The organism is Paraburkholderia sp. Cpub6 (assembly GCF_014201065.1).
Lineage (GTDB): Bacteria > Pseudomonadota > Gammaproteobacteria > Burkholderiales > Burkholderiaceae > Paraburkholderia > Paraburkholderia tuberum.
In genome coordinates, this window is the sequence record NZ_JACHDM010000004.1 from 348,531 (window position 1) to 374,348 (window position 25,818).

Genomic DNA, 25,818 nt, shown 5'->3' on the forward strand with positions numbered 1-25,818 from the left:
AGCCCGTGCATTCGGGTCTGCTGCTTATTCATTACAGGAGTCCCCCCATGTCGCGTCCCGTCGATTTCGGCATTATTTTCATCGCCCGTCTTGCGCTTTCCGTGCTGTTCCTGTGGAGCGGGGTGATGAAACTGCTGGGCTATGCGGGCTTCGTCGGCTACCTGCATTCGAAAGGTGTGCCGTTCGTGCAGATCGCCGCGCCGATCGCAACCGCGGTCGAGGTGCTCGGCGGCCTGCTGCTCGTGGTCGGCTTCAAGGTACGGCCGCTCGCGCTGGTCATGGCGGTGTATACGGTCGCGACGGCGGTGCTCGGCCACGACTTCTGGAATATCACCGACCCGGCCTTGCAGCACGACATGGTGATTCATTTCTGGAAGAACATCGGAATCGCGGGCGGTTTCCTGCTGCTGTTCGTTACCGGCGCGGGGCGTCTGAGCGTCGACAACGCGCGCGCGCCGCGCGGCGGACTCGGCGGCCTGTAAAGCGGGCTGTCAAGCGCGAGCGCGCGCAGTCGGCGCGGCCCGCATCCTGCTACACAGCAGGATTTCCAATCCGCGCCAATCAAGGGAGCAGATGATGATTCAGAACTTCGAGCAAATGATCGGCGGCAAGCTCACGCAACTGTGCGCGAGTCTCGGCGAAGGGCCGACGCCGCATCGTGTGATCATCAGCCTCGCCGAGTCGGCGAAGACGCTGGTGGTTCTGGATGCGTCCGGATTCATCGGCACGCTGAAGGCGGACATCGAGGACCCGGAAAAGCTGGTCGCGGATGCGATCGCCAAGGCGCGCAACGAAGGCCTGATCGAGCGCGCAATCGCTACCGGCACGATTCAGGAGGCGTCGCTGTAGGCGCCTGCATTACACACCGCTTACTTACTCGCGGCGCTCGCGCCGCGCGCAGACGATGCCGCCGCGTGCGGCTCCGGATGCACGAAACACGCGAGCACGAGACCCAGCACCAGCAGTCCCACCGAAATAGCCGTCGCCGCTTGCATCCCCGGCACGATCTGCGTCGCGGCCGCACCGCCCGCGAGCGCGCCGAAGGCCGCCACACCCACCGCGCCGCCGGCCTGGCGCGCCGTGTTCAATACCGCCGACGCCGTGCCCGCGCGCCGCGCTTCGGTCGATGCGAGCACCGCCGTGGTCATCGCCGGCACTGCGAGTCCCATGCCCGACGGAATCAGCAAAAACGGCAGCAGCAGGCCAATCAGCGGCGTCTCGGCGTCGACGAGATGCAGCAGACCATAGCCGAGACCGGCCGTGATCGCGCCGAGGATCATCGGCACGCGCGCTCCCAGGCGGCCGATCACCCAGCCGCTCGCGACGTTCGAGATCAGGAAGCCGCCCGTCAGCGGCAGGAACGCGAGGCCCGCCTGCAACGGCGTGTAGCCGCGCACGCGCTGCAGGTAAAGGCTCAGCACGAACACCATGCCGTAATACGTCAGATTCACGCAGATGCCGAACAGCACCGCCGCGCTGAACGTGCGCGTGCCGAACAGCGACAGCGGCAGCATCGGGCGCGCGACGCGCGCTTCGACGAACACGAACGCACCCGCCGCCAGCAGCGCCAGCACGAAGCCGCCGGCGACCAGCGGATGCGCGAGCCCGAGCGGCCGCCATTCGATCACTGCGGCGACGAACGCGGTTAGCGCGACGATCGCGAGACACTGGCCGCCGAGATCGATGCCGCGTGGCGTCGCGCCGGTGTTGCCGCGAGCGGCGGCCGGCACGCCGCGTTGCGAGGTTTGCGGACGCGGAATCCACAGCAGTGTCGCGAGCAGGCCGGCCGCGCAGATCGGTAGATTGACGAGAAAGATGCTGCGCCAGCCGAACGCCGCGATCAGCAGACCGCCCGCCACCGGCCCGGCCGCGATCGAAATCGCGCCGGAGGCGGTCCACAGGCCGACCGCGCGTGCCCGCAGCTTCGGTTCGTGGCCGAACGACTGATTGAGCAGCGCGAGCGAATTCGGCAGCATCGCGGCCGCGCCGATGCCTTGCACCGCGCGCGCGGCGATCAGCATCGGGGCGTCGAGCGCGAGCCCGCAGGCCAGCGACGCGAGCGCGAACAGCACGATTCCGCACGCATACATGCGCCGCGCGCCGAAGCGGTCGCCGAGCGCGCCGGCCGACAGCATCAGCACCGCAAACGCGAGCGTGTATGCATCGACGACCCATTGCAGGCCCGCGACGTTCGCGTGCAGGTCCGCGCCGATTCGTGGCAACGCGATGTTGACGATGGTCACGTCGAGTTGCGTGACCACGAAGCCGATGCTGACGGTCGCGAGAACGCGACCGAGGGCGGGCGAAAAGGAGGGTGTGGATGAGTTCATGACTGCATCGTAAGCCCGATGCAGCGCGCCACGTTTCGGCGTGGCGTGAAGTATGGATGTCGCCGGTGCGAGCGACGGCGCGTCGAAAACCGCGCCGTCGCGGAGCGTTCCGTCGACGCGCTAGATGCGGATCGACGAAGCGAGATCCGCCGGATCAACGCCCCCGCGGCGCATCCTTGATGAACAGCGTGGTCAGCGCGCCCAGCACGCAGATTGCCGCGACGTACAGCGGCGCGGCCAGCGGGTTCGACTTCATCATCAGCGATACGGCGATCGGCGTCAGACCGCCGAACACCGCATACGCGACGTTGTACGAGAACGAGATGCCCGAGAAGCGCACCACCGGCGGGAATCCGCGGACCATCACGAGCGGAATCGCGCCGATCACGCCGACGAAAAGTCCGGCCAGTGCATACAGCGGCAGGAGCAGGGACGTATCGACGGCCAACTGGCGAAACATCACGTAGTACGTGATCGCAAGCGCAATGCCGCCGACGAAAATCGTGCGACCCGCGCCAATGCGTCCGGCGATCGAACCCGCCACCACGCAGCCGATCGTCAGGCACAGCGTCGCGACACAGTTCGCGAGCAGCGCGGTGGCCGGCTCGATGTGAAATTGCTTTTGCAGCAGCGTCGGCGTCATCAGGATCACGACGACGATCGCCGCCGACAGCATCCAGGTGAGCAGCATCGACACGATCACTGCGCGACCGTGATCGCGCAGTACGGCCTTCAGCGGCACTTCCGCGGCGATCGCCTTGCGTTGCTTCAGTTCGGCGAACACCGGCGTCTCGTGCAGCCAGCGGCGCAGATAGACCGAGAACATGCCGAACACGCCGCCGATGAGGAACGGTACACGCCACGCATACTCGGAAATATCGGCCGGAGTGAAATGGCGATTGACCGCCGACGCAATCAGCGAGCCGAGCAGAATGCCCGCCGTGAGGCCGGCCGTCAGCGTGCCGCACGCATAACCGACGTGCCGCCCGGGCACATGCTCTGCGACGAACACCCATGCGCCCGGGACTTCGCCGCCGACCGCCGCGCCCTGCATCACGCGGAACAGCAACAGCAGCACCGGCGCGAGCACGCCGATGCTCGCGTAGGTGGGCATCAGGCCCATCAGCAGCGTCGGCACCGACATCAGCAGCACGCTCAGCGTGAACATGCGCTTGCGGCCGAACAGGTCGCCGAAGTGCGCCATGATGATGCCGCCGAGCGGCCGCGCCAGATAACCGGCCGCGAAAATGCCGAAGGTCTGCACCTGACGCAGCCAGTCCGGCATCGCCGCCGGGAAGAAGAGCTGGCCGATCGTCGGTGCGAAGAAAACGAAGATGATGAAGTCGTAGAACTCGAGCGCTCCGCCGAGCGCGGCGAGACCGAGTGTCTTGTAATCGCTGTGCCCAAGCGGGCGGGGGGTGACAGCCTGCGCTCCACCCAGATTTGTCGCTTGCATTGCCATGTCTTTTGATGAATTGTGAGCCACGCGGGAGACGCGTGGACATACGGCGGTCGTCGGGCGAGAAGTGTGGCAGGCGCTGGGTAGAGCACGGGACACGGGCGCGCCGTCCTGATAGGGCGGGCGCGCTGACGACGGAGGCCGGCGCGGATTTTACAGGATGAAAGCGGAAGTCCTGCGGAAGCGTCCAGTTGGGCGAAGAAAGCGGCGGAAAATCGGAATGCTCCGAAGGGAGGGACCGGGGTGCGGCTCGGAGAATGGCCTGCATGTTCATTGTCGAGAGTCCATCCCATGCGCGTTGCAGTTCTTCAGCGTGACCCGGTCATGCGTCAGTCCATTGAATCAAGTCTGGTGAGAGCCGGCCATTTCTGCGCGGCCTATGACGACGGCGTTGCGATGTCGAGGTCGCTCGTGCGCTCCACGATGGATCTGCTGGTGCTCGACTGGCAGGAGATGCGGCCCGCCGGCGCGGACCTGCTGCGCTCGGTGCGCCGCGTGGCAGGCGAGCACGTGCCGATCATGTTCGTGTCGAACGACGGCTCGGAGGAAAGCATGGTGCGCGCGCTCGCCGGCGGTGCCGACGATTACCTCGCGTTGCCGCTGCGGGACGCCGAGTTTCGCGCGCGAGTCGCGGCGCTTCTGCGGCGCGCGTATCCGGAGCGTTTCAGCGCCGCGACCTGTTTCGAGATCGGCCCCTATTGCTTCGACACGATCCGCCGGGCGGTCACGCTGCGCGGCGAGCCGGTGCCGCTGTCGCCCACCCAGTACCGGATCGCGGCGCTGTTCTTTTCCAACGTCGATCGCGTGATGTCGCGCGACCATATCTTCGCGACGGTGTGGGGCCGCGAACTGCGCGAGTTCACGCGGACCATCGACAGTCACGTGTCGCGGCTGCGTCTGCTGCTCGCGATCGAGCCGCACAATGGTTTCCGGCTGCAGCCGGTATACAGAAGCGGCTACCGGTTGCTGCGGCTTCACGACCATGTGCTCAGGGAGTGAGGATTCGCAGTCGGCGCGCACGGCATGAGGTCGCCACGGCCAGGTATATGCTGAAATCCGCGTTGCAGCCCGTCGCGCTCGCCAGCGGTGTGCATTCTCCTTTCGTGTCCGTAGCGGTTAGCCGGGTTGCCGCATTCGCGCCGATGGTCATCGACGCCGATACCGAATAGCGGGACGTTTCGCGCGCCGCGCGCGCGGCGGCTCACGCATCGCGCCGCTATGCCGAAATCGTCTCAATCCGCGCGCACGCGCACCAAGACCCACCGGCCCGCGATTCCTACCATGGGCGACATGAAAACCCTCAACATCATCGACTCGCACACCGGCGGTGAGCCCACCCGCCTCGTGGTGTCGGGTGGCCCGGATCTGGGCGGCGGCACGCTCGCGCAACGGCTCGAGGTGTTCCGCACCCGCTTCGATGACTGGCGCGCCGGCATCGTCACCGAACCGCGGGGCTCGGACGTGGTGGTCGGCGCGTTGCTCTGCGAGCCCGACGATCCGACTTGCGCGGCCGGCGTGATCTTCTTCAACAACGTCGGCTATCTCGGCATGTGCGGGCACGGCACCATCGGGCTCGTCGTGTCGCTCGCGCACATGGGGCGGATCGGGCCGGGACGACACCGCATCGAAACGCCGGTCGGCATGGTCGAGGCGACGCTGAACGAAGACGGCGGCGTCGCGGTGCGCAACGTGCCCGCGTATCGCCACCGCAAGGCGGTGCAGGTCGACGTGCCAGGCTATGGCGCACTGACCGGCGACATCGGCTGGGGCGGCAACTGGTTTTTCCTCGTCGCCGAGCATGGGCACGAGCTCGAAGCCGCGAACATCGCGAGCCTGACGGCTTTCAGTTCGGCGATTCGCGACGCGCTGATCGCACAGAACATCACCGGCGCGAACGGCGCGCTGATCGACCATATCGAGCTGTTCGGACCGGGTTCGCGCGAGGGCCTCGACAGCCGCAGCTTCGTGCTGTGTCCCGGCAATGCGTACGACCGCTCGCCGTGTGGCACCGGCACGAGCGCGAAGGTCGCGTGTCTCGCGGCCGACGGCAAGCTTGCCGAAGGCGCGGTGTGGCGCCAGGAGAGCATCATCGGCAGCGTGTTCGAGGCGAGCTATCGCGCGGCGGGCGACGGCGTCCACGTGATTCCGACCATCACCGGTCACGCGCACATCATGGCCGAAGGGTGTCTGTGTTTCGACGAGCGCGATCCGTTCGCGTGGGGTATCCGGACCGCATGAGCCCGGACGCGCTGATCATCGGAGCGGGTATCGTCGGTGCCGCGTGCGCGGCGGAACTGGCCGCGCTCGGCATGCGCGTCGACGTGCTCGATGCGCAGCGCATCGGCGGCGGCGCGACGGCGGCCGGCATGGGCCATATCGTCGTGATGAACGACTCGCCCGCCGAATTCGCGCTGAGCCGCTATTCGCGCGAGCTATGGCTCGAGCTCGCGCCGCAGCTGCGCGCGCGCGACGCGTTCGCGCGCTGCGGCACGCTGTGGGTCGCAGCCGACGACGAAGAACGGCAAGCCGCCCGCGCAATGCAGGCGGCGTTTGAGAGCCAAGGCGTCGCCGCGCAATTGCTGGACTCGGCCGAACTGCGCGCCTGCGAACCGGCGCTCGCACCATCGATGGCGGGCGGCTTGCGCATCGAGCACGACAGCATCGTGTATGCGCCGACCGCCGCCGAATGGCTGCTCACGCAGTCGCCGCATGCGGCGAATATCAGCGTGCGACCTGGAGCGCCGGTCGCGTCGGTCGGTGCGGGTGGCGTGACCCTGGCGTGCGGCGAGCGCACCAGCGCGGCGCACGTGGTCGTCGCGAACGGCCTCGGGGCGGCGCAATTGTTGCCGTGGCTGCCGTTGCAACCGAAGAAAGGCCATCTGCTGATCACCGACCGCTACCCGGGGCTGATCCGTCATCAACTGCTCGAACTTGGCTATATCAAGAGCGCGCATCACGCGACCGGCACGTCGGTCGCGTTCAACGTACAGCCGCGTCCGACCGGGCAACTGCTGATCGGCTCGTCGCGCCAGTTCGAAACAACCGATCCGGCCGTCGAGATGCCGGTGCTCGCCCGGATGCTTCAACGCGCCGCGCAGTATCTGCCGGGGTTGCCGGCGCTCAGCGGCGTCCGCGCGTGGACGGGGTTTCGTGCCGCGTCGCCGGACGGCCTGCCGCTGATCGGACCGGCCGGCGAGTTCGCGCCCAACGTCGGCTCTGGCTCCGCATCCCGCCTATGGCTCGCGGTCGGCCACGAAGGGCTTGGCGTAACGACCTCGCTCGCGACCGCGAAACTACTCGCGGCGCAGATCGCGGGCCATGCCGCGCCGATTCCGTGCGAACCTTATCTACCGGTGCGTTTTGCAGAACAGGTGGCCCATGACCGACACTGACGCGACCCGCATCCGTTTGACCGTCGACGGCCGCAGCATCGAAGTGAAACCCGGCACGACTATAGCCGCGGCGCTCGCGATCGCGGGTGTGCGCGGCTCGCGGCTGTCGGTCAAGGGCGAGCCGCGCGAAGCCTTGTGCGGGATGGGCGTGTGCCAGGAGTGCCGCGTGACGATCGACGGTCGCGCGCACGCGCTCGCGTGCCAGACGCTATGCCGCGACGGCCAGCGCGTGCAGACACGAAACGGGACAGTACACGCATGACGCAGCACTTCGACATCGTGGTGATCGGCGGTGGTCCGGCCGGGCTCAATGCCGCGCGAGCGGCGGCGCAGGCGGGCGCGACTGTCGCGCAGATCGATGACAATCCGCGCGCCGGCGGCCAGGTCTGGCGCCAGGGGTCCGCCCATCCGCCTCAAGCAGCGTTGCATGCGTTGCTCGCGGCGTTGCAATCGCAGCAGAACTTCACTTACTGGCCATCGACTCGCGTGATCGCGCCGCTCGGCGCGCAAGGCTTGCTGCTCGAATCCGCCGAACACGGCGGCGTGGCGATCACCTATGACAGACTGATTCTTGCGACCGGCGCGCGTGAGCGTCTTCTGCCGTTTCCTGGCTGGACCTTGCCCGGCGTGACCGGCGCGGGCGCATTGCAGGCGCTGATCAAAGGCGGCATGCCGGTGCGCGACGAACGGATCGTGATCGCCGGCAGCGGCCCGCTGCTGATGGCCGCGCTCGCCACCGCGCGAGAGGCCGGCGCGCGCGTGGTCGCGGTGGTCGAGCAGGCATCGGCGGCCGAGGTCGCGCGTTTCGGCGTGTCGCTGCTGCGCGAGCCCGCGAAGCTGCGTCAGGCGATCAGCCTCACGCACGGCTTCGCGGGACTGCGCTACTGGACCGGCAGCATCGTGAGCGAAGCCCGTGGCGCGCAGCGCGTGCAACAGGTGACGATCCGGCGCGGTGAACGCGAGGTGACGCTCGATTGCGACCGCGTCGCGTGCGGCTTCGGACTGCTGCCGAACGTCACGCTTGCCCAGGCGCTCGGCTGCGCGATCAACGACGCGGGCGAAATCGTCATCGACGACGGACAGCGCACCTCGCTCGAACGCGTTTATGCAGCGGGCGAGTGCACGGGCGTCGGCGGCGCTGAGCTCGCTGGCGCGGAAGGCGAGATCGCCGGTCTCGTGGCGAGCGGCGCGGCGAGCACGCAACGCGCCGCGCTGGCGGCGCTGGTCGCGCAACGCGCTCGCTGGCGGGGCTTTGGCGCGCGCGTCGCGGCGTCGTTCGCATTGGGCGAGGCCGCGCGCACGCCGCCCGCCGACGCGACGCTGTTGTGCCGTTGCGAGGACGTGAGCGTCGGCGAGGTGCGCCGCTGCGCCGACTGGCGTGACGCGAAACTGCAGACGCGCTGCGGTATGGGCCCTTGCCAGGGGCGCATCTGCGGCGCGGCCGCGAGCCTGTACTTCGGCTGGCCGGCCGCCGCGCCGCGTCCGCCGTTCAGTCCGGCGCAAATCGGCACGCTGATGAGCGCCGCCGAACCGCCGACGGCGGCGCCATGACGGCTCCGCGCTTACCCTCGGTAGATATTGGCGGGCGACGCGCGGCTCTATAATCGACCGCAATCAACCGCACGAGCAGGCTGCCCGGCCGCACCGGCGCAGCGATCCGCGCGCAACCTAACGCAATCAACCAGGCACGCACCCACGGAACCGCACGATGAACACGCTGGCGCATCCGCTCGAAACTGACGATACGACGCTGTCCGGCATGCTGTCGCATTTCAGGTTGCTCGAGCCGGTATTCGATGCAATGCCGGACGTCGTGTTCTTCGTCAAGGACGCCGACGCGCGGTATGCGCTCGTCAACCGCACGCTCGCTTCGCGTTGCGGCTTCAAGGAAAAGGCCGCGCTGCTCGGCAAGACCGCGGAAGACGTGTTTCCGCGCCGCTTCGGGCGCATCTATACCGCGCAGGACAAGGCGATCATCGGCGTCGGCAACCAGATGCTCGATCAGCTCGAACTGCATCTGTATCCGGGCCGTCAACCGGGCTGGTGCCTGACCTGCAAACAGCCGTTGCGCGATGCGACCGGCAAGGTGGTCGGCCTCGCCGGCATCTCCCGCGATCTGAAAGCCGACGAAAGCAGCCATCCGGCCTACAGCCGGCTTGCCGCCGTCGTGCAGTCGATCCAGCAGAATTACGTGCAGCCGCTGAACCTGAAGCAGCTTGCGGCGATGGCGGACATGTCGGTCGCGCAGCTGGAGCGGTACTTTCACAAGGTGTTTCATCTGACGCCGCGCCAGGTGCTCCTGAAAACGCGACTCGATGCGGCGACCGCGCTGCTGGTGTCGCACGACAAGGTCACCGACGTCGCCGCGCGTTGCGGCTACACCGATCACAGCGCGTTCACACGGCAATTCAAGGCGACCGTCGGCGTCACACCGACCGAATACCGGATGTTGCTGCACGGTACGCTGCGCGGCTGAACGGCGTCGCACGTGTCATGGCGGGTCGCGCGCATCACTACTACGTGTACGTCGTCGCGCTCGACGACAAGGTGTGGAACGAGGCGCGCTTTCGTCGCGCGAATCCTGGTTACCGTTTCGACAGGCCGTGCGTGTACGTCGGCATGACGGGGCTCGACCCGGACTTGCGCTTCGATCGGCACAAGGCGGGCATTCAGGCGAATCGCTATGTGCGCGACTACGGCCTGCGTCTGATGCCCGAACTGTACGACGTGTTCAACCCGATGCCTTACCGCGGCGCGCAGGATATGGAAGTGGAATTGGCGATCGGGCTGCGCGAGGCGGGGTATGGGGTATGGCAGGCTTGAAAGGCTTGACGCGGCCGAATTCCATTTTGACGAGCGTGCTCAATGTGCTCGCCGCCATGCGATGACGCTTGCCGGCACTACGATTGCGATGGCGACGATATATCCCGAAACGATCAGCACAAAGTTGCCCCAAGCCTCGACATCGTAGGCGTCGGGCTCCCAATTGGGATATAGGCAACGCAGTAGCTATCGAACGGAACCGGCGAACCATAACGGTATCTGGAACGATAGTTGTTGCGTGCCCCATGCGAGTGCAGTGCCCAATGCGACCCATATCCCAAGTGCACTGATGCACCATCGAAGCAATCGGGCGTATCTCATCGCACTTCTACCCGCCCGTAAGCTCGCATGTTAGTTCCTGGTATTGGCAGCGTTGGCGAAGTCCGACGGATATAGCGCTGCAGCCGCTCAAAGCCAGCCAGATCTTTTACGGTATGGCCCCGCCGAAGCGGGGCACAACACATAGCAGCAATGGTCTAGTCTCTTAAGACTTCCTGCAATTCCTTGACTCTGTCTTGGGTGATATTTGCCATACACTCCCAAAAGAAAATATAGCGCTCGGCAGCCTCACCCATCATATAGGTTTCGGTGTAACACTCGTTATCGCGGTACTGTGACCAGGCGTCTTGCGACTTCAAAAAGTAAGGGAGAGCTAACGGTTCGCCTTCTGCTTTAAGTGACCTGTCATTGCCTCCAATCTTGGATTTCGCCGATCGCAGGATCTTATCCAGTGCACGGGCCGCATGATCGAATTTGCGGTGCGAACACTCCGCCAAGTCGTCATTGCTTGCATGCTCCCCAGTGTCACACATATGAGCCACATCGGCGGCGCTATGACCTGAAAAATACTGATCCGGCGATTTAAAATAGTGATAATCGAATTTACCGGAATACACGGTCTTAGCGGGTGCAATGATCGGAGCGATCGTGAGCGCGAGCGCTACCATTAGACTAGTGCGATGAATCATAGACCCCCGCCTCAAACATTTCCGCTTCACGGTGTCGACGCCGCAGTAACCCTCTAAGCGGGTGGCCCTTAACTGTGGCGTACTGCCTCATCTTATCACCTACCTTGTTGTAATCACCAGTATTAACGAAATCGAGCAGACTGTCGCCATGATGTTGAAGGTTGTACATAAAGCACACAAGTGCATCGTATTCAAATTGAAACAGCGGAAGCCGAATTTTTCGATTGATCGTATTTTCCGCCCACTTGACGTCTTCCTTAAGTAGCGTCTCGGCCTGTGCTTCGGTTATTCCTTTCTGAAATGGCTTTTCCGATGCGGCGCCGGATATTTTCCCCAAATGAACAAGGTGCCCATATCCAACTGTTGCATTTCCGGCTTTGCTGCCGTCCTTGTCGTACATGGTCGCGCTGAACTGTTCCCAACCTTTAAGGAACTTAGTTCCCTGTTCGGAAAATTTCCACGGTTTACACAAGCGCGAAGAATATACGGTGACATTTGAATTGGGATCAATATTGGTTACGCATTCGTGCAGTGGGTCGGTCACATTTACTCCGTTGTATGAGTTATTTCCATTCGGGAATTGTTAGACAGACTCGCGGTGTCCAAGATACATACGCACCGCCTGCGCGCCGTCTGTCTTGTGCCGCTGTGTACGTCCGATGGAATCAGTGACGCCGCGCGTTAGGAAACCTCGCCACTCAATCGTGTAATACGTGTCGGCGAGTGGCGATCCGTTGGCGTCGCGAAGCGTGAACTCTTCATCGAACGGGCCCGCAGGTCGATTGCGACAGCCGCATTCCTCTTCTTGTCCTAAAGCCTGCCTCATGTCGTAGCCGGATGGGAGAGCCCTGATCGCATTAATCGGAATCCGCTCCCCGGATTTCTGGTTTATCGTCATTGCCTGAGGCATATCAGGCCACGCCTTGTATATCTTGAACGTGATACGACAATCAAGACATTCCCGGCTATCTGATCCCTCGAACATATCTGCAAAGCGAGTCTTCATTTCTTCAATGATCTCCTTTGCGGAGCGCATCCTTTCGTACATTTGACCCTCCGTAGGTTAATTCGCGCTCTTAGACCATCAGACCATTGAGCACGCGTAAGAGCACCAGCGGTGATCCTCCGTGTTATGGTTCAGATCGAATACAACCAAGCCTATTCGGTGGAAAGAATTCGCCGGTTTCGGCGTTTAGCGCCACTGCGGACGGCATTGGCGGGAAGTTCGAGTAGACTGAATAGGTGATACGGCAAAGCCCGCACTCTTCCTTGCCCCCGGTTTCATCCTGTTTCTGTTGTTCCATCTGACCTCTGCTGATTTTCCAGAACACACCCGACAAATTAACCATCTAAAACGCGACACGGTCAACGACTTTAAATTGAGATGAAACTGTTTTGACAGATATTCACAATTGCGCTGGCCGTCTCATTTTCAGGTGCATTTTTCCAGTGTCACCGTCCAACAAAAAAAGCGGCATTGAGCCTAATGCCGTTCAGTTAAGGTCTCTTTTAAGGACTCGAACGGTATAGCGAAACAGTCGGGATTTGACGGTTCGAGCGCAACTGCGCCCGGACCGTTTCTCATTGGGAAGTTGCCTGAGCCGCTCACGCAGGCGCTTGAGCAGCGCGGGCAGTTTGCCGTACGAGCGCGTCACGGCCGCCCAGGTCATCTCGTACTGAATGGTGTGGAACGCGCGGATGAAGCTCAGTTCATCGGGTGCAGGTCCGGCCGCAAGTGCTGCTTTGGCCATCTCCAGACGTATCAGGTTATAGGCAATTAGCGCGCCCCAGAATTCCTGATAGACGCCTTCCACGGTCTGGCTGCGAAGGGTCGGCTCCCATGCCCAGCATCGACTGCTTGAGCTCGTGGTAGCTGGTCTCGATCTGCCAGCGACGCTCGTAGCACGACACAATGTCGGCAGCCTTGAAACGTCTTCGATCAGTCAGGGACGTCAGCAGCGTCCGTTGCCGCCCACTGGCATCCACGGCGAGCACGGCGCGCGCTTGCCAGGATTCGGGCAATTCCGGGCATTTCGCGCGGGCCTGCGGCGAGACTCGCATACGCACGATCCGGTCACCGTCGCGCTCGTTCACGAACTCGCACCGCAGATTGGATTTGGCCGGAATGATGTAATGCCGGTTCTCACCGCCCGAGACCAGATTGCACAGGAGCTGGGCCGACATGAACCCCCTGTCGAATACGGTGATGGAATTGGCCGGTACGCGAGGAATGAGTTCACGCGCCGAGACCATCTCGTTGATGTCGTAAGGACCGAACACAGCATCACGCACCAGATGCGTCGCAAGCGCGGTGAGCGTTACCGCGCGCAGTTGCGGATAGCTGCCAATGCGGCCATGGGCTGCGGCCGAGGCGCCGAAATGTCTGCGGTTGGCGGCACTGTCGGCGGTGCGCAGCGTGGTGCCATCCATCGCGAACAGCGAGAATCCCTTGAAGAGGTATTGGTCCTGATCCTGCGCAGCCCAGTTTCTGGCTGATTCGTGAAACAGCCACGCCAGTGGCGCCGCGCCGACGCGCTGCCGCGCCTGGGTGATGGCGCACTTACTGACAAACGACGCATCGGCCACAGATAACGCAAGGTCCAGTTCATCGACAACCTCGCTGATCGACCGGTGCCGGTACAACGCCAGCGCAATCACCAGCCATACGACCTGTTGTGCGGGCAGCCGACGCCGACGTACGCTGGCACTGCCACTGGCCTGCACTGCATACTCGATCCATTCGTATGGCAGATGCTGACCCAGCCGGCCCCAATCGAGCGGCGGCCGGGATTCAACAAGGAGGCGCAGATCATCGACCAGCATGGCGATGAAAGTTAACATCGCCGCGTCCCGTTTACAACCGGTTTGCGCCAAAAACAAAAATGCCGTTCAGTCGCTTAACTGAACGGCATTACGGCATTGAGCCGCTTTTTCCGTAAGTGATCGACGCCGGTTAGTGCTTTTCGCGCCGTGCGCAGCGTCAGCGAGAATCGCTGCGGCGTCCTGCGGTGTCGGTTGGCGGTTAGGAAGCCGCTTGGCGTCGAGGGCAAGCATCGTGAACAGTTCCTGATCGCAGCGATTGTCGGCGTGGTAGTCCTCGCCGAGCTGGATCATCATCTCCAGCAGGTTGCGGTGTTCGTGTCTTTCCTCGGCAGTCACAGCAGGACTGGTTTCGACGCGAGTGCCTGATCTTCCCGATATGCGAGTAGTGACGGGAAGGCGGCCAACGCCCATACCTTGGCGACACCTTTGGGCAGTTGGGGCCGGCAGTCCTGGGGCAGGATCATGCGTGTCATGTGAAACGCATCAACCTTTGCCTGTTCCGCGACGATATGACCTGCATCGAATCCGACCTCTTTGGCGGCGGTAATGCGCGATTTGTACCGCCCCTGTGCAAATTCGTTCCAGGGCACCCTGATGACCATTTCTTCTGGCAGCACATCGAGTTTGGCTTCGAGCAGATCTGGCCGCCATTGCTGCTTGGACCATCTCGCTCGCTCTTCCGCACTGGGCGGATAATGCAACCTTGGCTTAGATGCCTCGACCCTTCGGGATGAAGGCGGAATTGACCCCGCCGGATGCCTTGAATCATCGTCACGTCGCCGCCATGAGGATTCCACAGCGTGAACCATTTGTGCCGATCACTACTTCCGAAGTCTTCACCGATAAAGTCCCTTAGTCCCCCGATGCGTCCACCGGATTGGCGGTCAATCAGGTAGTACGTGCCGGGAGGTATCGGGCCGACATCCACATCCGCGACATTGTCGGGATTGTCCCTGCCGGCTCTCTGACCTGAATAGGCCTCGGCCGCGCCAAAGCCTGGACAGACGAATCGTGAAGTTTCTTTCCGATTGAGCTCGAAGGTACAGCTTACAGTCATTGGTTTTTGCTCCAGAATTCCCTGAGGTGGCGGAGCAATGACTATTGCGTGTACGTCGGTGCCAGACAATCGGAGCGTTCTTAAAGATGCCTCGCATGTCTACGAAACTGATGCAGAAGCGCGGCGGTCTGATCTATCGCCAAAAACGTAGGCCACGCTCAATGGCTGTACCTGAATAGAAAAAAGCCGCGTCAACGCAAAGCGCTGACGCGGCCTCAGATGACCGGGTCGCGAGCCGATCTGCTTACTTCACCCCAAGCCCTCGCAACACCGCATTACCCTCGGACGTCAGACGGATATGCGGCGTGCCCGCATCGTTCGAAACGGTCTCGACGAGACCTGCTTCGTAAAGCTGCGGAATTTCGGGTTTTGCGGATGCATCGATCGGCGCGTGCAGCAGCAGCAGCAGCGTCGCGAGCTCGTGATGGCTCAACAGACGGCGCAGGATAGTAGGCCGTTTGGCCGGTGTTTCGTTGGTGTTGATTTCGGGCTGATTCATGGAGCGCACCTTGTGCGGGGACATGTCCGGGGATCTTGCGGACGAAGTCTTAAACGATTCTTAAGACTCCATTGTCCTGTAACACCGTGACATGAACGTTGCAATGGATCAGATTCCGGCGCTTGCAACTTCGCCTTTATGCGCCACAAAGCCTTATGGCGCGCAGGTTTTGCTTGCCGATTCGATCCACAGGTTGCTTACATGACGCTTGCCCGCATAGAAACGGTAAGTTGTCGCGCCGTTGTCGCTGCGTACCTTGACGACGTTCGAGTCGCCGAAGTCGAGCATCTGACCCTGCGGGATCCCGGTCGACTTGAACGCGGCGTTGTGATGATTGGCCATCTGCGTCAGACAGGCGACCACGTCGTCGACGGAACGCTGTGTCGTCGTGTCCGTGACGGGTTCGCCGGAATCCGGGTCTTTCTGGAAATACGCGCAAGCGCTGAGCAGTAGCGAAAGGGACAGGACTGCAGCGAACTTCTTCATATCTCTCCTGGTGTTGATCCGGCGATTCGGCTGAGCAGGCGCCATTATATCGAGACGGCGAGCCTGTCCCGATCGGGGACGCAGGTCGCGTGCCTGAAAAGACGAAATCCGTATCGACGCGGCGACTTCCAATGACGAAGCCGCCGTCGTGCCTCCGGTGTCCGCCCGTTACTTGCGCCGCTGCGCCTGCGCCGCGAGCCGCACCGCCGCATTGACCGCGCCGTAGCCGTCATAGCCGCCGCGCCGCTCGACGATCTCGAGGAAGAAGCGCTGGTCCAGTTGCTCCGTATAAGCGTGGAAAAACTCGCCGCCGCCTTCGTCGCGGTCGTACAGGATATTGTTCGCGCGCATCGCTTCGAGCAGCGTGTCGGACAGCGCGTAGCGGGCCGCGAGGTCGTCGTAATAATTGCGCGGAATGCGCAGGATCGGCACGCTGTCGGCGACGAACTCGGGGAGAGCGCTGAAGATGTCGCCGGTACTGAACGCGACGTGGTTCAGTCCGGAGCCGTGATACGTGTGCAGCGCCTCGGCCACCGCCGTATGGCGATCCACCGATGCATTCAGCGCGATCCGCACCGAGCCGTCGGGGCTGCGCAGCGCGCGGCTGCGCACGAGGCCGTACGGATCGGGAACGAGCACCCCCGGCTCGGCCAGGAAGCCGAACGCGGTGCGCAGAAACAGCACCCACGTATCGAGCGCACTCGCCGGCACCGACAGACACACGTGATCGATGCGCTCGAGTGGTCCCACCTCGGTCGGGCCGTTGACGTCGGTCAGCACGAAATCGGCCTCGAACAGCGTGGGCTGATCGGGCGTTTCGTCGACGAAATAGTTGAGACTGCCATCCGGCGCCTGCACGGCCGGCAGCACGCGCTCGTTCGGCCCGATCTGGCCGGAGAACGGCGCGTAGCCAAAGCCGGCCGCGCGCTCGAATGCGTGGCTCGCGTCATCGACACGAAACGCCGATGCGCACAGCGACAAACCATGCTGCTGAAAAAACGCGTTCGCGAACGAATCGGGCTCGGCGTTCAGCACGATCGAGGCCGCGCCGTGCTGATACAGCGTGACGTCCTTCGAGCGATGCTGGCCGGCCTGGCGAAAGCGCAGCTTGCCGAGCCAGTCGGCTAGCTGCGTGCGCGTGGTGTGATCGACCGCGAATTCGAGGAACTGATAGCCGACGTGCGCGGGCGCGGCGGGCGAGCGGTACAGGCCGCCTGTCGTTTTGCGCGGCTGCTGTTGCTCTTCGAGCAACGCGCGAGTTTGCTCTTCGAGGAACAACAACGAGCGATGGCCATCGGCGGCCGTGATCGTGGTGGGGGCGGCGCGAAAGCCGTCGTTGAAGATTTCCAGCGAAAGCGGGCCCTTGTAGCCAGCTTTGACGACCTGCGCGGTGAAGTTCGCGAGATCGAAGTCGCCCTGGCCGGGGAAGCAGCGGTAGTGGCGGCTCCATTCGAGCACGTCCATCGCAAGCTTCGGCGCGTCCGCGATCTGCACGAACGCGATGCGCTCGCCAGGAATGTCGGCGATCGCGTCGGGCGTGTCGTTCAGCGACAGCGTATGAAAGCTGTCGAGCACGAGCCCGAGATTCGGATGATTCACGGCGTCGACAAGCTTCCACGCGTGGCGATAGGTCTTTACGTGCCTGCCCCAGGCGAGCGCTTCGTAACCGGCGACCACGCCAGCCGCTTCGGCCGCGCGGGCGAGCGCGCCCAACTGGTCGATCATCAGCGAGTCGTCGCAGATCGTGTCCGGCGACACGTTGCTGCACACGAGGATGCGGTCCGTGCCTAGCTCGTGCATTACGTCGAACTTGCGCTTCGCGCGGTCGAGATTACGCTCGAGCCGTTCGGGACTGACACCGTCGAAATCGCGAAACGGCTGGAACAGCATGATCTTCAGGCCGAGGTCGTCGGCGATGCGGCGCACGTCGGCGGGCGAGCCGTCGAAATACAGCAGGTCGTTCTCGAAGATTTCGACACCTTCGAAACCCGCCGCGCGGATCGCGCTCAGCTTCTCGACGAGGGTGCCGCTAATCGACACGGTGGCAATCGAACGTTGCATGAACGGCTCCTGCAAAAACGGACAAACGACGGGGAAACTCAAAGAAAAACCGCGGCGGCGCGCCTGGAGGCGCGGCCTGCCGGCTTGCTGCAATGCGCAAAAATGAGCTAGTTCGTTACGCACTGAAGCAAGACGCAGGCCAGAATACCCCACACTACTCGGGAGTTTCGATAGTCTATACAAACTAACTAGATGGTACAAATTCGTAGAAACCCCGAATGACGACGACGGCCGATGCGCGCACACTTCGCCATGCGTGGAAGAACCGCCGCGGGTGCCGCGGTTCGAGTCGCGCCTTATTTTGCGGGAGTCGTTGTCATGAGCTTTGCCTCCGTACTGGTCCTGAACGGACCGAACCTCAATCTGCTCGGCACGCGCGAGCCGGCCATCTATGGCGCGCAAACGCTCGACGACGTCGCGAAGCTGTGCCGCCAGGCGGGCGAGCGCCTCGACCTCGCGATCGACTTCTGCCAGTCGAACGCCGAGCATCAACTGATCGACTGGCTGCACGCGGCGCGCACCAAGGTCGACGGCATCGTGATCAATCCGGCCGCTTACACCCATACGTCGGTCGCGATCGCCGACGCATTGAGCGCGATCGAAAAGCCCGTCATCGAGGTGCATATCTCGAACGTGCATCGGCGCGAAGCGTTCCGGCATCACTCGTACGTGTCGGCGGTGGCGGACGCGATCATCGTCGGCTGTGGCACGCAGGGCTATGTGCTTGCGCTGGAACGGATGGCGACGATTCTTAAGAATAGGGCGGCGAAATGAACACTCAAGCGAACACCCGGGGAAATTCCCGGACCGACGCGCAGATCGCCGCGTTGGCCAATGCGCAGGCGAGCTTGCGGGCCACTCCCCGCTCCTTTCTGGTCGGCCTGATCGGCTCGGGCATCAGCGCTTCGCTCACGCCCGCGATGCACGAGGAAGAGGGCAGCAAGCTCGGACTGCACTATGTCTATCGACGCATCGATCTCGATGCGCAGAAGCTCGACACCGCCGCGCTGCCGGAGCTGCTGACGGCGGCCGAACGGATGGGTTACAACGGCCTGAACATCACGTATCCGTGCAAGCAGGCGGTGATTCCGCTGCTCGACGAACTGTCCGAAGACGCCCGCGCGCTCGGCGCGGTCAACACCGTGCTGTTCAAGGACGGCAAGCGTATCGGTCACAACACCGACTGGTCCGGCTTCGCGCGTGCGTTCCAGCGCGGCCTGCCGGACGTGTCGCTGGAACGCGTCGTGCAGCTTGGCGCCGGCGGCGCCGGCGCGGCGGTCGCGCATGCGGCGCTGAACATGGGCGCGCAGTCGCTGACGCTGTTCGACGTCGATGCCGCCCGCGCGCAGTCGCTCGCCGACGAGTTGCAGGCGCGTTTCCCGAAAGCCAGGGTCAGCGCGGGCACGTCGCTCGAAGATTCGCTCGGCGCCGCGCAAGGCCTGATTCACGCTACCCCGACCGGTATGGCTAAAATGCCGGGCCTGCCGCTGCCGGCCGAATTGCTGCACCGCGACCTGTGGGTTGCCGACATCGTCTATTTTCCGATTCGCACCGCGCTGCTGCAGGCGGCCGAGGCGCTTGGCTGCCGCACGCTGAGTGGCGGCGGCATGGCGGTCTACCAGGCGGTCGACGCCATGCGTATTTTCACGGGCCTCGAGCCGGACGCCGAGCGCGTCTACACCCACTTTCAATCGTTGTTGCAACGCTAACCGGCCGCGTAGAGACCGGCACCCAAGCTGATCGAGGAGACAAGCACGCCATGACGCAATCGTTCCAATCCAGCTCCGCGGGCTCGCCCGCGCAGAACAAGGCGGCGAGCCCCGCGCGCCGTTCGAAAGCCCGTTACAAGATCCTCGCGCTGCTCGCGGTCGGCACGATGATCAACTATCTCGACCGCACCGTTCTCGGCATCGCGGCACCGCAGCTGACGAAGGAGCTCGGCATCAACGCCGCGCTGATGGGCCTGCTGTTCTCCGTGTTTTCGTGGAGCTACGTGGCCTCGCAGATTCCGGGCGGTCTGTTTCTCGACCGCTTCGGCAGCAAGCTCACATACTTCCTGTCGATGACGTTCTGGTCGCTCTGCACGCTCGCGCAAGGGCTCGTGGGGAGCATCGGCGGGCTGTTCGCCTTCCGTCTCGGCCTTGGCGTTTCGGAGGCGCCATGCTTTCCGACCAATAGCCGCGTGGTCGCCACGTGGTTTCCGCAAAGCGAGCGCGCGATGGCGACCGGCACCTACACGGTCGGCGAATATATCGGCCTCGCGTTTTTCAGCCCGTTCCTGTTCATGCTGATGGGCGCATTCGGCTGGCGCTCGCTGTTCCTCGTGGTAGGCGGCGTCGGTATCGCGTTCGGCGTGGTGTGGTGGCTGCTGTATCGCGAGCCGCGCGATCATCCGTCGGCGAATCAGGAAGAGCTCGACTATATCGAGGCGGGCGGCGGTCTCACGCAACGCAACAAGGATGTCGAGGGTGCGGCCGCGGGTGCAGCCGCGGGTACACCCGATGCGGCGGCATCGAAGAAGAGCGGCTTCCAATGGGGCACGATTGGCCAGTTGCTCAAGCATCGCCAGTTGACCGGCATCTGCCTCGGCCAGTTCGCGGGCAATTCGACGCTGGTGTTCTTCCTCACGTGGTTCCCGACGTATCTCGCCACCGAACGTCATATGGCCTGGCTGAAGATCGGCTTCTTCGCGATCATGCCGTTCATCGCGGCTTCGATCGGCGTGATGTTCGGCGGCGTGTTCTCCGACTGGCTGCTGCGCCGTGGCAAATCGCCGAACGTCGCGCGCAAGCTGCCGATCATCGCGGGTCTGCTGCTCGCGTCGACGATCATTCTCGCCAACTATGTCGAGAGCAACGTCGTGGTGATCGCGATTCTGTCGGTGGCGTTCTTCGCGCAGGGGATGGCCGCGCTCGGCTGGACGCTAGTGTCGGATATCGCGCCCGAGGGCTTGCTCGGCGTGACCGGCGGCATCTTCAACTTCGCCGCGAACCTGGCGGGGATCGTGACGCCGCTCGTGGTGGGCCTGATCGTCGCGGCGACCGGTTCGTTCGTGGGCGCGCTGGTGTTTATCGGTGTCATCGCGTTGATCGGCGCGCTGTCGTATATCTTCGTCGTCGGCGATATCAAGCGGATCGTGCTGGTGGATTGAGTCTTCCCGCCGAGCCGTCGCTTCATGTGACGGTCGTAGTTCCCTTCGAATCCCCGGTTGTCGTCGCGGTGCGGCGGCAACCACGTCGACTGCCGTCACCGGTTTGCCGGGGCAGTAAGCCGCTGAACGGGCTGCGTTTCTCGAAGCGATAAAAAACGGGATGTGGCTTTCACCACATCCCGTTTCCATTTCAGCCAGTCGCCGCGCAACCGGCGTCAATCGTCCTTCTTCACGAACCGCAAGATCGCATCGACGATCATCGCCCGATGCCGCGCCCGCAGCCGCGGATGCGACGGATCGCGCCCAAACGCGGTGCCGAACGTATGCCGGTTGCCCACGCGATGGAAACACAGCGAGCTGATCATCAGATGCAGATCGATCGGATCGATGTCGCTGCGGAACTGGCCCGCCGCGATGCCGCGCGCGAGCAGATCCTCGATCGTGTGAATCACGGTGACGTTGCGTCCTTTGAACGTCTTGACCTGCTCGACGTACTTCGCGCCGTGAATGTTTTCGATCGTCACGAGGCGCACGAAATCGCGCTGGCGGTCGTGGTAGTCGAACGTGAATTCGACCAGCGCGCGCATGCCTTCGACCGGATCGAGTTCGCTGATGTGCAGGTCCTGTTCGAGCGCGCGAATGTCTCCATACACCTTTTCCAGCACCGCCTGGTACAACCCTTCCTTGCTGCCGAAGTAGTAGTACAGCATGCGCTTGGTGGTGTTCGTGCGTTCCGCGATCGCGTCGACGCGGGCACCCGTCAGCCCCATCGCGGAGAACTCCTGGGTCGCGACGTCGAGGATGTTGCGCTTAGTCTGCTCGGGATCGTATTTGCGTGGGGCGTCGGTACGTCTCGCGCCGGTACGTCGCGCGTCGGCGTGCGGCGTGCCAGACACGATGCCGTTGGTATCAGGCTCGGCGGCCTTGCTTCCCTTTTTCATTGTGGTTTCGAGCGGCAGTGACGGCGCATTCTAGCATGGCGAAACGGGCCTCTGGCGTGGGTCCCGGGCATCGACGAAGGCATCTCGAAGGAGCTTGCGTGGCGCTTACGGGACCGGGCGCGTGGGCCGGCGGCGCGCGGCGAGTGCGTCGCGTGTTTGCATCGCGGTGTACGTGAGCTGCGCGGCCGCGAGGCCGAGCGCGCCGTACGTGCGCGCGAGGCCGAAGGTCGCGAACGCGTCGGGCACCGGCCGTTCACCGGAGATAGCCGCGGCCAGCAGTTCGCCCGACACTGTGGTCGGCGCCATGCCGTGTCCGCCGAAACCGACCGCGTACCAGACGCCGTCCGTGCTTTGGCCGATCTGCGGCATCTTGTGTCGCGCGTAGCTCATCAGGCCGCCCCATGCGTTCTCGATGCGCACGTCGCGCAGCTGCGGATAGACCTTCAGCAGGTCCTGTCGCAACAGACGCGCGATCGCCTCGGGCTCGCGGTCGCGCACGGAGATGCGGCCGCCCCACAGGATGCGCGTGTCGGGCAACGGGCGGTAGTAGTCGAACGCGAAGCGGGTGTCATAGATCGCGGCGCGTGTGGCGATTGCGTCGTGCAAGCGTTCGCCGAGCGGCTCCGTTGCCATCACGTAGGTGGCGATAGGCAGCACCGCGCGCTCGACGCGCGCGTACACGTTGCGTGCATAGCCGCCGCCCGCCATCACGACGTGACGCGCGTCGAGCGCACCTTGCGGCGTCTCGACGACGAAGCCCGCGCCGTCGCGCCGCAAGCTGACGACCGGCGAGCGCTCGTGTATCGTCACGCCCGCTTGCGCGGCCGCCGCGGCGACGCCGACAACGTACTTGAGCGGATGAAAATGGAACGCGTTGCGCTCGAACAGGCCGCCGTGATAGCGGCTCGTTTTCAGTTGCGCGGCGAGTTGGTTGGCAGCGATCGGTTCCCAGTCGACGCCGAACGAATCGCGCATCAGACGCCGTTGCGCTTCGAGACGCGCAGGTTCGTCGAACCAGTTCGCGAGGATCACGCCGGCGTCGGTCGCGTCGCAATCGATCCGATAGCGCGCAATTCGCTTGCGCATCAGCTCGACCGCGTCGGTGGTCAGCGCATAGAGTTCGCGGGCGCGAGTCGGCCCGAGCGTCTTCAGCAGGTCGGCGCAATCGAGGCTGTAGCCGCCGAACACGAAGCCGCCGTTGCGTCCCGATGCGCCGAAGCCGACCTGCTGCGCCTCGAGCACGACGACGTCTTCGACGCCGCGTTCGGCGAGGCCCAGCGCGGTGGAGAGTCCCGCAAGTCCGCCGCCGACGATGCAGACGTGCGCGCTGCGTCGGCCGTTGAGCGGCGCGCAGGCGGAGGAGCGGGTGACGGTGGCTTCGTAGAAACTTTGCATGGGGCGCGAGCTTGTGGACACGCCCTAGGTTAGCGGCAATCGCGTGTGCCCGTCCAGCCCGCGTGAGCCCGCACGTCGACAGGCGCCCCGCCGCGCTTCGTTCTGCGTTATCGACCCCAGCGCAACACCAGCGGATCGAGCCGGCGTGCGATCTTCAACAGTCCTTCGCGCGTCGCCGGATGCATCTGCGGCAGCGGGTGACGCACCGCGTCCGAACCGATCACGCCGCCTTCCTTCATCAACGCCTTGCACGATGCGAGGCCGCCCTGGCGATTCTCGTAGTTGATCAGCGGCAGCCACTGCTGATAGTGCGCGGCGGCGGCCTCGGTATCACCGGCCGCATAGGCATCGACGATCAGGCGGATGCCATCGGCATAACCGCCGCCCGTCATCGAGCCGGTCGCGCCCGCATCGAGGTCGGCCATCAGCGTGATTGCTTCCTCGCCGTCCCACGGACCGACGATCGCGTCGCCGCCCAGTTCGATCAGCTCGCGCAGCTTGTTCGCGGCCTGCGGCGTTTCGATCTTGAAGTACGACACGTTGTCGATCTCGCGCGCCATGCGAGCGAGGAACGGCGCGGACAACGGCGTGCCGCTGACCGGCGCGTCCTGGATCATGATCGGAATCTGGATGGCATCGGACACCGTACGATAGAACTCGTAGATGCCGCGCTCGCCGATGCGGATCGTCGCGCCGTGATACGGCGGCATGACCATCACCATCGCGGCGCCCGCGGCCTGCGCTGCGCGGCTGCGCTCCGCGCACTGGTACGAGCTGAAGTGCGTGGTCGTGACGATCACCGGCACGCGGCCCGCGACGTGTTCGAGCGCGAGATGCATCAGTGTGTTGCGCTCGTCGTCGGACAGCGCGAACTGCTCGGAGAAGTTCGCGAGAATGCACAGGCCGTTCGAGCCGGCGTCGATCATGAAATCGAGGCAGCGCTTCTGACCTTCGAGGTCGAGACGCCCGGCGTCGTCGAAGATCGTCGGCACGACGGGGAAGACGCCGCGCAGGGCGGGAGAGTGTGACGCTTGGCTCATGGCGATGTGGTCCGTACGGGGATGGAAGGATTGCGCTCGAGCCCGCGAACGGGCGGCGCAACTGGATGAATGTCTCCTTCGGCGACTATACGGCGCTGGGCCTCGCGGGTATATTGAATTGTTTCCATATCGTGATCGCTTTTGCGACTCACCCCACCGATGAAAGACACGCTCAACGTCCTGCTGTCGAAGCTGCGCATGAAGCAGCTGCATCTGCTGATCGCGCTCGACGATCACAAATCGCTGCACAAAGCGGCCGGCGTGATGTCGATGACGCAATCCGCGGCGAGCAAGGCGCTGCGGGAGCTCGAATCGATGCTCGACGCGCCGCTTTTCGAGCGCTCGAAAAGCGGCATGATCCCGAACCAGCTCGGTCATTGCGTGATCCGATATGCGCGCGTCGTGACGTCGGACCTCACCGCACTCTGCCAGGACGTCGCCGAAATTCGTTCGGGGCGCGGCGGGCGGCTCGCGCTCGGCGCGATCATGGGCGCGATTCCCGACTGCGTGGTGCCCGCGCTGAATCAATTGCATGCGGCGCAACCGGGTCTGGCGATCGAAGTGGTCGAGGACACCAGCGCACGAATGCTCGCGCAGCTCGACGACGGGCGGCTCGATCTGGTGGTCGGCCGAGCGGCAGTCGCGGCCGATCCGTCGAAGTATCAGTATCGTCCGCTCGGCGACGAGCCGTTGGCGGTGGTGGTCGGTTATCAGCATGCGCCGTTGCCGCGCCGCGAGATGATGTTGCGCGATCTCGCCGGGCATCGCTGGGTCATGTATCCGTCACACATGCCGCTGCATGCGCTGCTCGAACGAGAGATGGATCTCGCCGGCCTGGACATGCCCGACAATCCGATTTCGACGGCTTCCACGTTCGTGACAGTTGCACTGCTGCAAAGCAGCGCCGAACTCATTTCGCTGCTGCCGAGCGCAATTGCCGGGCCGTTCGTGCGGCACAAGATGCTGCGCCTCGTGCCGGTCAGGCTCAAATCGCCATCGCAGACGTTCGGCATCGTCACGCGCAAGGGCGGCGTGCTGTCGCCGCCGGCGGAACGGTTTATCGCGCTGTTGCGTGCACAGACGAAAGCGCGAATTTAGGCGCGGCGCAATCAAATTGCTCAGCCGTCCGCCCGGTTGCCGGTAAGAATGCCAGCAAAAAAGCGACTTTCTTTCGGCAAGGCCCGCCAGAAACGGCAAAACCGCCCGAAAAGGCGGTTTGTTATTCGTGTGAAAAGAGCTTCAATATCTCATGCCGGTTCGCGTTTTGTCATCCGACGCCAGCAGGTGTTGTAGCCGCGACACTGTCGCATCAATCCGAACCGATGAGGGTTTCTCGTTCCGAGCTACACTGGTTTGAATGAACTGAGCCAGGCTCGACGCCCTGGCCATCGCT

At 63.7% G+C, this 25,818-nt stretch carries 26 protein-coding genes and 2 pseudogenes; 13 read left to right on the forward strand and 15 right to left on the reverse strand.

Translation table 11 applies throughout. The features are described from left to right. Positions 1-47: 47 nt before the first annotated feature. Positions 48-482, forward strand: coding sequence for a DoxX family protein (locus tag HDG33_RS10555; protein WP_184025331.1), 435 nt, complete (start codon positions 48-50; stop codon positions 480-482). A gap of 94 nt (positions 483-576) precedes the next feature. Further along, positions 577-849, forward strand: a complete 273-nt coding sequence (locus HDG33_RS10560; RefSeq protein WP_184025334.1) for a hypothetical protein — start codon at positions 577-579, stop codon at positions 847-849. 20 nt (positions 850-869) lie between these two features. Here the strand turns inward: HDG33_RS10560 and HDG33_RS10565 are convergent, their stop codons facing one another. After that, positions 870-2,330, reverse strand: coding sequence for an MFS transporter (locus HDG33_RS10565; protein WP_184025337.1), 1,461 nt, complete (start codon positions 2,328-2,330; stop codon positions 870-872). Between the two features lie 154 nt (positions 2,331-2,484). Beyond that, entirely contained in the window at positions 2,485-3,786 is a 1,302-nt protein-coding gene (locus HDG33_RS10570; RefSeq protein ID WP_184025340.1) for an MFS transporter, read from the reverse strand. Between the two features lie 294 nt (positions 3,787-4,080). On the opposite strand from HDG33_RS10570, the gene HDG33_RS10575 reads away from it, so the two are divergent. The 7 genes from HDG33_RS10575 (at position 4,081) to HDG33_RS10605 (ending at position 10,004) form a co-directional block, all read left to right on the forward strand. Beyond that, positions 4,081-4,788 carry a response regulator transcription factor gene (locus HDG33_RS10575; RefSeq protein ID WP_184025343.1) on the forward strand — a complete coding sequence of 236 codons (708 nt, stop codon included), beginning with the start codon at positions 4,081-4,083 and terminating at the stop codon, positions 4,786-4,788. 282 nt (positions 4,789-5,070) lie between these two features. Continuing rightward, a complete protein-coding gene (locus tag HDG33_RS10580) occupies positions 5,071-6,027 on the forward strand; it encodes a 4-hydroxyproline epimerase (protein ID WP_184025347.1) in 957 nt (318 codons plus the stop codon). Next, complete coding sequence (locus HDG33_RS10585; RefSeq protein ID WP_184025350.1) at positions 6,024-7,181, forward strand: FAD-binding oxidoreductase; 1,158 nt, start codon at positions 6,024-6,026, stop codon at positions 7,179-7,181. Before HDG33_RS10580 ends, HDG33_RS10585 begins: the two co-directional genes overlap by 4 nt. Then, on the forward strand, positions 7,168-7,443 hold the full coding sequence (locus HDG33_RS10590) for a 2Fe-2S iron-sulfur cluster-binding protein (protein WP_184025353.1): 276 nt from the start codon (positions 7,168-7,170) through the stop codon (positions 7,441-7,443). The genes HDG33_RS10585 and HDG33_RS10590 overlap by 14 nt, the downstream gene beginning before the upstream one ends. Continuing rightward, positions 7,440-8,732: an NAD(P)/FAD-dependent oxidoreductase gene (locus HDG33_RS10595; protein WP_184025356.1), complete on the forward strand. Its 1,293-nt coding sequence runs from the start codon at positions 7,440-7,442 to the stop codon at positions 8,730-8,732. Before HDG33_RS10590 ends, HDG33_RS10595 begins: the two co-directional genes overlap by 4 nt. Positions 8,733-8,889: 157 nt before the next feature. Further along, positions 8,890-9,657 (forward strand): AraC family transcriptional regulator, encoded by a 768-nt coding sequence (locus tag HDG33_RS10600; RefSeq protein ID WP_090806925.1) that lies wholly within the window; start codon positions 8,890-8,892, stop codon positions 9,655-9,657. Positions 9,658-9,674: 17 nt separating this feature from the next. Continuing rightward, the gene (locus tag HDG33_RS10605; protein WP_184025367.1) at positions 9,675-10,004 is read left to right on the forward strand and encodes a hypothetical protein; all 330 of its coding nucleotides are present in this window, start codon (positions 9,675-9,677) and stop codon (positions 10,002-10,004) included. A 476-nt stretch (positions 10,005-10,480) separates the two neighbouring features. Here the strand turns inward: HDG33_RS10605 and HDG33_RS10610 are convergent, their stop codons facing one another. From HDG33_RS10610 to HDG33_RS10650, 10 genes and pseudogenes are all read right to left on the reverse strand, one after another. Continuing rightward, positions 10,481-10,972, reverse strand: a complete 492-nt coding sequence (locus HDG33_RS10610; protein WP_184025379.1) for a lysozyme inhibitor LprI family protein — start codon at positions 10,970-10,972, stop codon at positions 10,481-10,483. After that, complete coding sequence (locus tag HDG33_RS10615; RefSeq protein ID WP_184025388.1) at positions 10,956-11,516, reverse strand: lysozyme; 561 nt, start codon at positions 11,514-11,516, stop codon at positions 10,956-10,958. Before HDG33_RS10615 ends, HDG33_RS10610 begins: the two co-directional genes overlap by 17 nt. A 39-nt stretch (positions 11,517-11,555) precedes the next feature. Further along, positions 11,556-12,020 carry a hypothetical protein gene (locus tag HDG33_RS10620; RefSeq protein ID WP_260330391.1) on the reverse strand — a complete coding sequence of 155 codons (465 nt, stop codon included), beginning with the start codon at positions 12,018-12,020 and terminating at the stop codon, positions 11,556-11,558. 445 nt (positions 12,021-12,465) lie between these two features. Further along, a pseudogene (locus tag HDG33_RS10625) lies at positions 12,466-13,795 on the reverse strand (IS4 family transposase). Between the two features lie 66 nt (positions 13,796-13,861). Continuing rightward, complete coding sequence (locus HDG33_RS10630; protein WP_184025392.1) at positions 13,862-14,131, reverse strand: hypothetical protein; 270 nt, start codon at positions 14,129-14,131, stop codon at positions 13,862-13,864. Next, complete coding sequence (locus HDG33_RS37255) at positions 14,128-14,496, reverse strand: hypothetical protein (protein ID WP_260330404.1); 369 nt, start codon at positions 14,494-14,496, stop codon at positions 14,128-14,130. The genes HDG33_RS10630 and HDG33_RS37255 overlap by 4 nt, the downstream gene beginning before the upstream one ends. 50 nt (positions 14,497-14,546) lie before the next feature. Next, positions 14,547-14,852, reverse strand: a pseudogene (locus HDG33_RS37260) (tlde1 domain-containing protein); the annotation flags it as partial. Between the two features lie 244 nt (positions 14,853-15,096). Beyond that, complete coding sequence (locus HDG33_RS10640) at positions 15,097-15,351, reverse strand: hypothetical protein (RefSeq protein WP_090810191.1); 255 nt, start codon at positions 15,349-15,351, stop codon at positions 15,097-15,099. 153 nt (positions 15,352-15,504) lie between these two features. Beyond that, positions 15,505-15,837: a hypothetical protein gene (locus HDG33_RS10645; protein ID WP_090806920.1), complete on the reverse strand. Its 333-nt coding sequence runs from the start codon at positions 15,835-15,837 to the stop codon at positions 15,505-15,507. A 168-nt stretch (positions 15,838-16,005) separates the two neighbouring features. Next, positions 16,006-17,898: a bifunctional sugar phosphate isomerase/epimerase/4-hydroxyphenylpyruvate dioxygenase family protein gene (locus HDG33_RS10650; RefSeq protein WP_184025405.1), complete on the reverse strand. Its 1,893-nt coding sequence runs from the start codon at positions 17,896-17,898 to the stop codon at positions 16,006-16,008. Positions 17,899-18,216: 318 nt separating this feature from the next. On the opposite strand from HDG33_RS10650, the gene aroQ reads away from it, so the two are divergent. The 3 genes from aroQ to HDG33_RS10665 are packed head-to-tail and all read left to right on the forward strand — an operon-like array spanning position 18,217 to position 21,049. Then, positions 18,217-18,672 (forward strand): type II 3-dehydroquinate dehydratase, encoded by a 456-nt coding sequence (gene aroQ / locus HDG33_RS10655; RefSeq protein ID WP_184025407.1) that lies wholly within the window; start codon positions 18,217-18,219, stop codon positions 18,670-18,672. Further along, a complete protein-coding gene (locus tag HDG33_RS10660; protein WP_184025411.1) occupies positions 18,669-19,607 on the forward strand; it encodes a shikimate dehydrogenase in 939 nt (312 codons plus the stop codon). Before aroQ ends, HDG33_RS10660 begins: the two co-directional genes overlap by 4 nt. Before the next feature lie 50 nt (positions 19,608-19,657). After that, positions 19,658-21,049, forward strand: coding sequence for an MFS transporter (locus HDG33_RS10665; protein ID WP_184025414.1), 1,392 nt, complete (start codon positions 19,658-19,660; stop codon positions 21,047-21,049). Positions 21,050-21,264: 215 nt separating this feature from the next. On the opposite strand, the gene HDG33_RS10670 is transcribed toward HDG33_RS10665, so the two are convergent. The 3 genes from HDG33_RS10670 to HDG33_RS10680 all read right to left on the reverse strand — a co-directional run bounded on the left by HDG33_RS10670 (position 21,265) and on the right by HDG33_RS10680 (position 24,425). Further along, complete coding sequence (locus HDG33_RS10670; protein WP_018423412.1) at positions 21,265-21,990, reverse strand: TetR family transcriptional regulator; 726 nt, start codon at positions 21,988-21,990, stop codon at positions 21,265-21,267. A 105-nt stretch (positions 21,991-22,095) separates the two neighbouring features. After that, the gene (locus HDG33_RS10675; protein WP_184025417.1) at positions 22,096-23,385 is read right to left on the reverse strand and encodes an FAD-binding oxidoreductase; all 1,290 of its coding nucleotides are present in this window, start codon (positions 23,383-23,385) and stop codon (positions 22,096-22,098) included. 107 nt (positions 23,386-23,492) lie between these two features. Next, the gene (locus tag HDG33_RS10680; protein WP_184025420.1) at positions 23,493-24,425 is read right to left on the reverse strand and encodes a dihydrodipicolinate synthase family protein; all 933 of its coding nucleotides are present in this window, start codon (positions 24,423-24,425) and stop codon (positions 23,493-23,495) included. Positions 24,426-24,584: 159 nt separating this feature from the next. Here HDG33_RS10680 and HDG33_RS10685 point away from each other — a divergent pair, with 159 nt between their 5' ends. Then, positions 24,585-25,523: a LysR family transcriptional regulator gene (locus HDG33_RS10685; protein ID WP_184025423.1), complete on the forward strand. Its 939-nt coding sequence runs from the start codon at positions 24,585-24,587 to the stop codon at positions 25,521-25,523. Positions 25,524-25,818: the final 295 nt, after the last annotated feature.

Coding starts and splice junctions, on each gene's coding strand:
- HDG33_RS10665 (WP_184025414.1), top strand. CDS start 19,658: ATGACGCAATCGTTCCAATCCAGCTCCGCGGGCTCGCCCGCGCAGAAC.
- HDG33_RS10595 (WP_184025356.1), top strand. CDS start 7,440: ATGACGCAGCACTTCGACATCGTGGTGATCGGCGGTGGTCCGGCCGGG.
- HDG33_RS10645 (WP_090806920.1), bottom strand. CDS start 15,837: ATGAAGAAGTTCGCTGCAGTCCTGTCCCTTTCGCTACTGCTCAGCGCT.
- HDG33_RS10670 (WP_018423412.1), bottom strand. CDS start 21,990: ATGAAAAAGGGAAGCAAGGCCGCCGAGCCTGATACCAACGGCATCGTG.
- HDG33_RS10620 (WP_260330391.1), bottom strand. CDS start 12,020: ATGTACGAAAGGATGCGCTCCGCAAAGGAGATCATTGAAGAAATGAAG.
- HDG33_RS10575 (WP_184025343.1), top strand. CDS start 4,081: ATGCGCGTTGCAGTTCTTCAGCGTGACCCGGTCATGCGTCAGTCCATT.
- HDG33_RS10570 (WP_184025340.1), bottom strand. CDS start 3,786: ATGCAAGCGACAAATCTGGGTGGAGCGCAGGCTGTCACCCCCCGCCCG.
- HDG33_RS10590 (WP_184025353.1), top strand. CDS start 7,168: ATGACCGACACTGACGCGACCCGCATCCGTTTGACCGTCGACGGCCGC.
- HDG33_RS10565 (WP_184025337.1), bottom strand. CDS start 2,330: ATGAACTCATCCACACCCTCCTTTTCGCCCGCCCTCGGTCGCGTTCTC.
- HDG33_RS10685 (WP_184025423.1), top strand. CDS start 24,585: ATGAAAGACACGCTCAACGTCCTGCTGTCGAAGCTGCGCATGAAGCAG.
- HDG33_RS10555 (WP_184025331.1), top strand. CDS start 48: ATGTCGCGTCCCGTCGATTTCGGCATTATTTTCATCGCCCGTCTTGCG.
- HDG33_RS10680 (WP_184025420.1), bottom strand. CDS start 24,425: ATGAGCCAAGCGTCACACTCTCCCGCCCTGCGCGGCGTCTTCCCCGTC.
- HDG33_RS10610 (WP_184025379.1), bottom strand. CDS start 10,972: ATGATTCATCGCACTAGTCTAATGGTAGCGCTCGCGCTCACGATCGCT.
- HDG33_RS10675 (WP_184025417.1), bottom strand. CDS start 23,385: ATGCAAAGTTTCTACGAAGCCACCGTCACCCGCTCCTCCGCCTGCGCG.
- HDG33_RS10560 (WP_184025334.1), top strand. CDS start 577: ATGATTCAGAACTTCGAGCAAATGATCGGCGGCAAGCTCACGCAACTG.
- HDG33_RS10600 (WP_090806925.1), top strand. CDS start 8,890: ATGAACACGCTGGCGCATCCGCTCGAAACTGACGATACGACGCTGTCC.
- HDG33_RS10640 (WP_090810191.1), bottom strand. CDS start 15,351: ATGAATCAGCCCGAAATCAACACCAACGAAACACCGGCCAAACGGCCT.
- HDG33_RS10605 (WP_184025367.1), top strand. CDS start 9,675: ATGGCGGGTCGCGCGCATCACTACTACGTGTACGTCGTCGCGCTCGAC.
- aroQ (WP_184025407.1), top strand. CDS start 18,217: ATGAGCTTTGCCTCCGTACTGGTCCTGAACGGACCGAACCTCAATCTG.
- HDG33_RS10580 (WP_184025347.1), top strand. CDS start 5,071: ATGGGCGACATGAAAACCCTCAACATCATCGACTCGCACACCGGCGGT.
- HDG33_RS10650 (WP_184025405.1), bottom strand. CDS start 17,898: ATGCAACGTTCGATTGCCACCGTGTCGATTAGCGGCACCCTCGTCGAG.
- HDG33_RS10660 (WP_184025411.1), top strand. CDS start 18,669: ATGAACACTCAAGCGAACACCCGGGGAAATTCCCGGACCGACGCGCAG.
- HDG33_RS10585 (WP_184025350.1), top strand. CDS start 6,024: ATGAGCCCGGACGCGCTGATCATCGGAGCGGGTATCGTCGGTGCCGCG.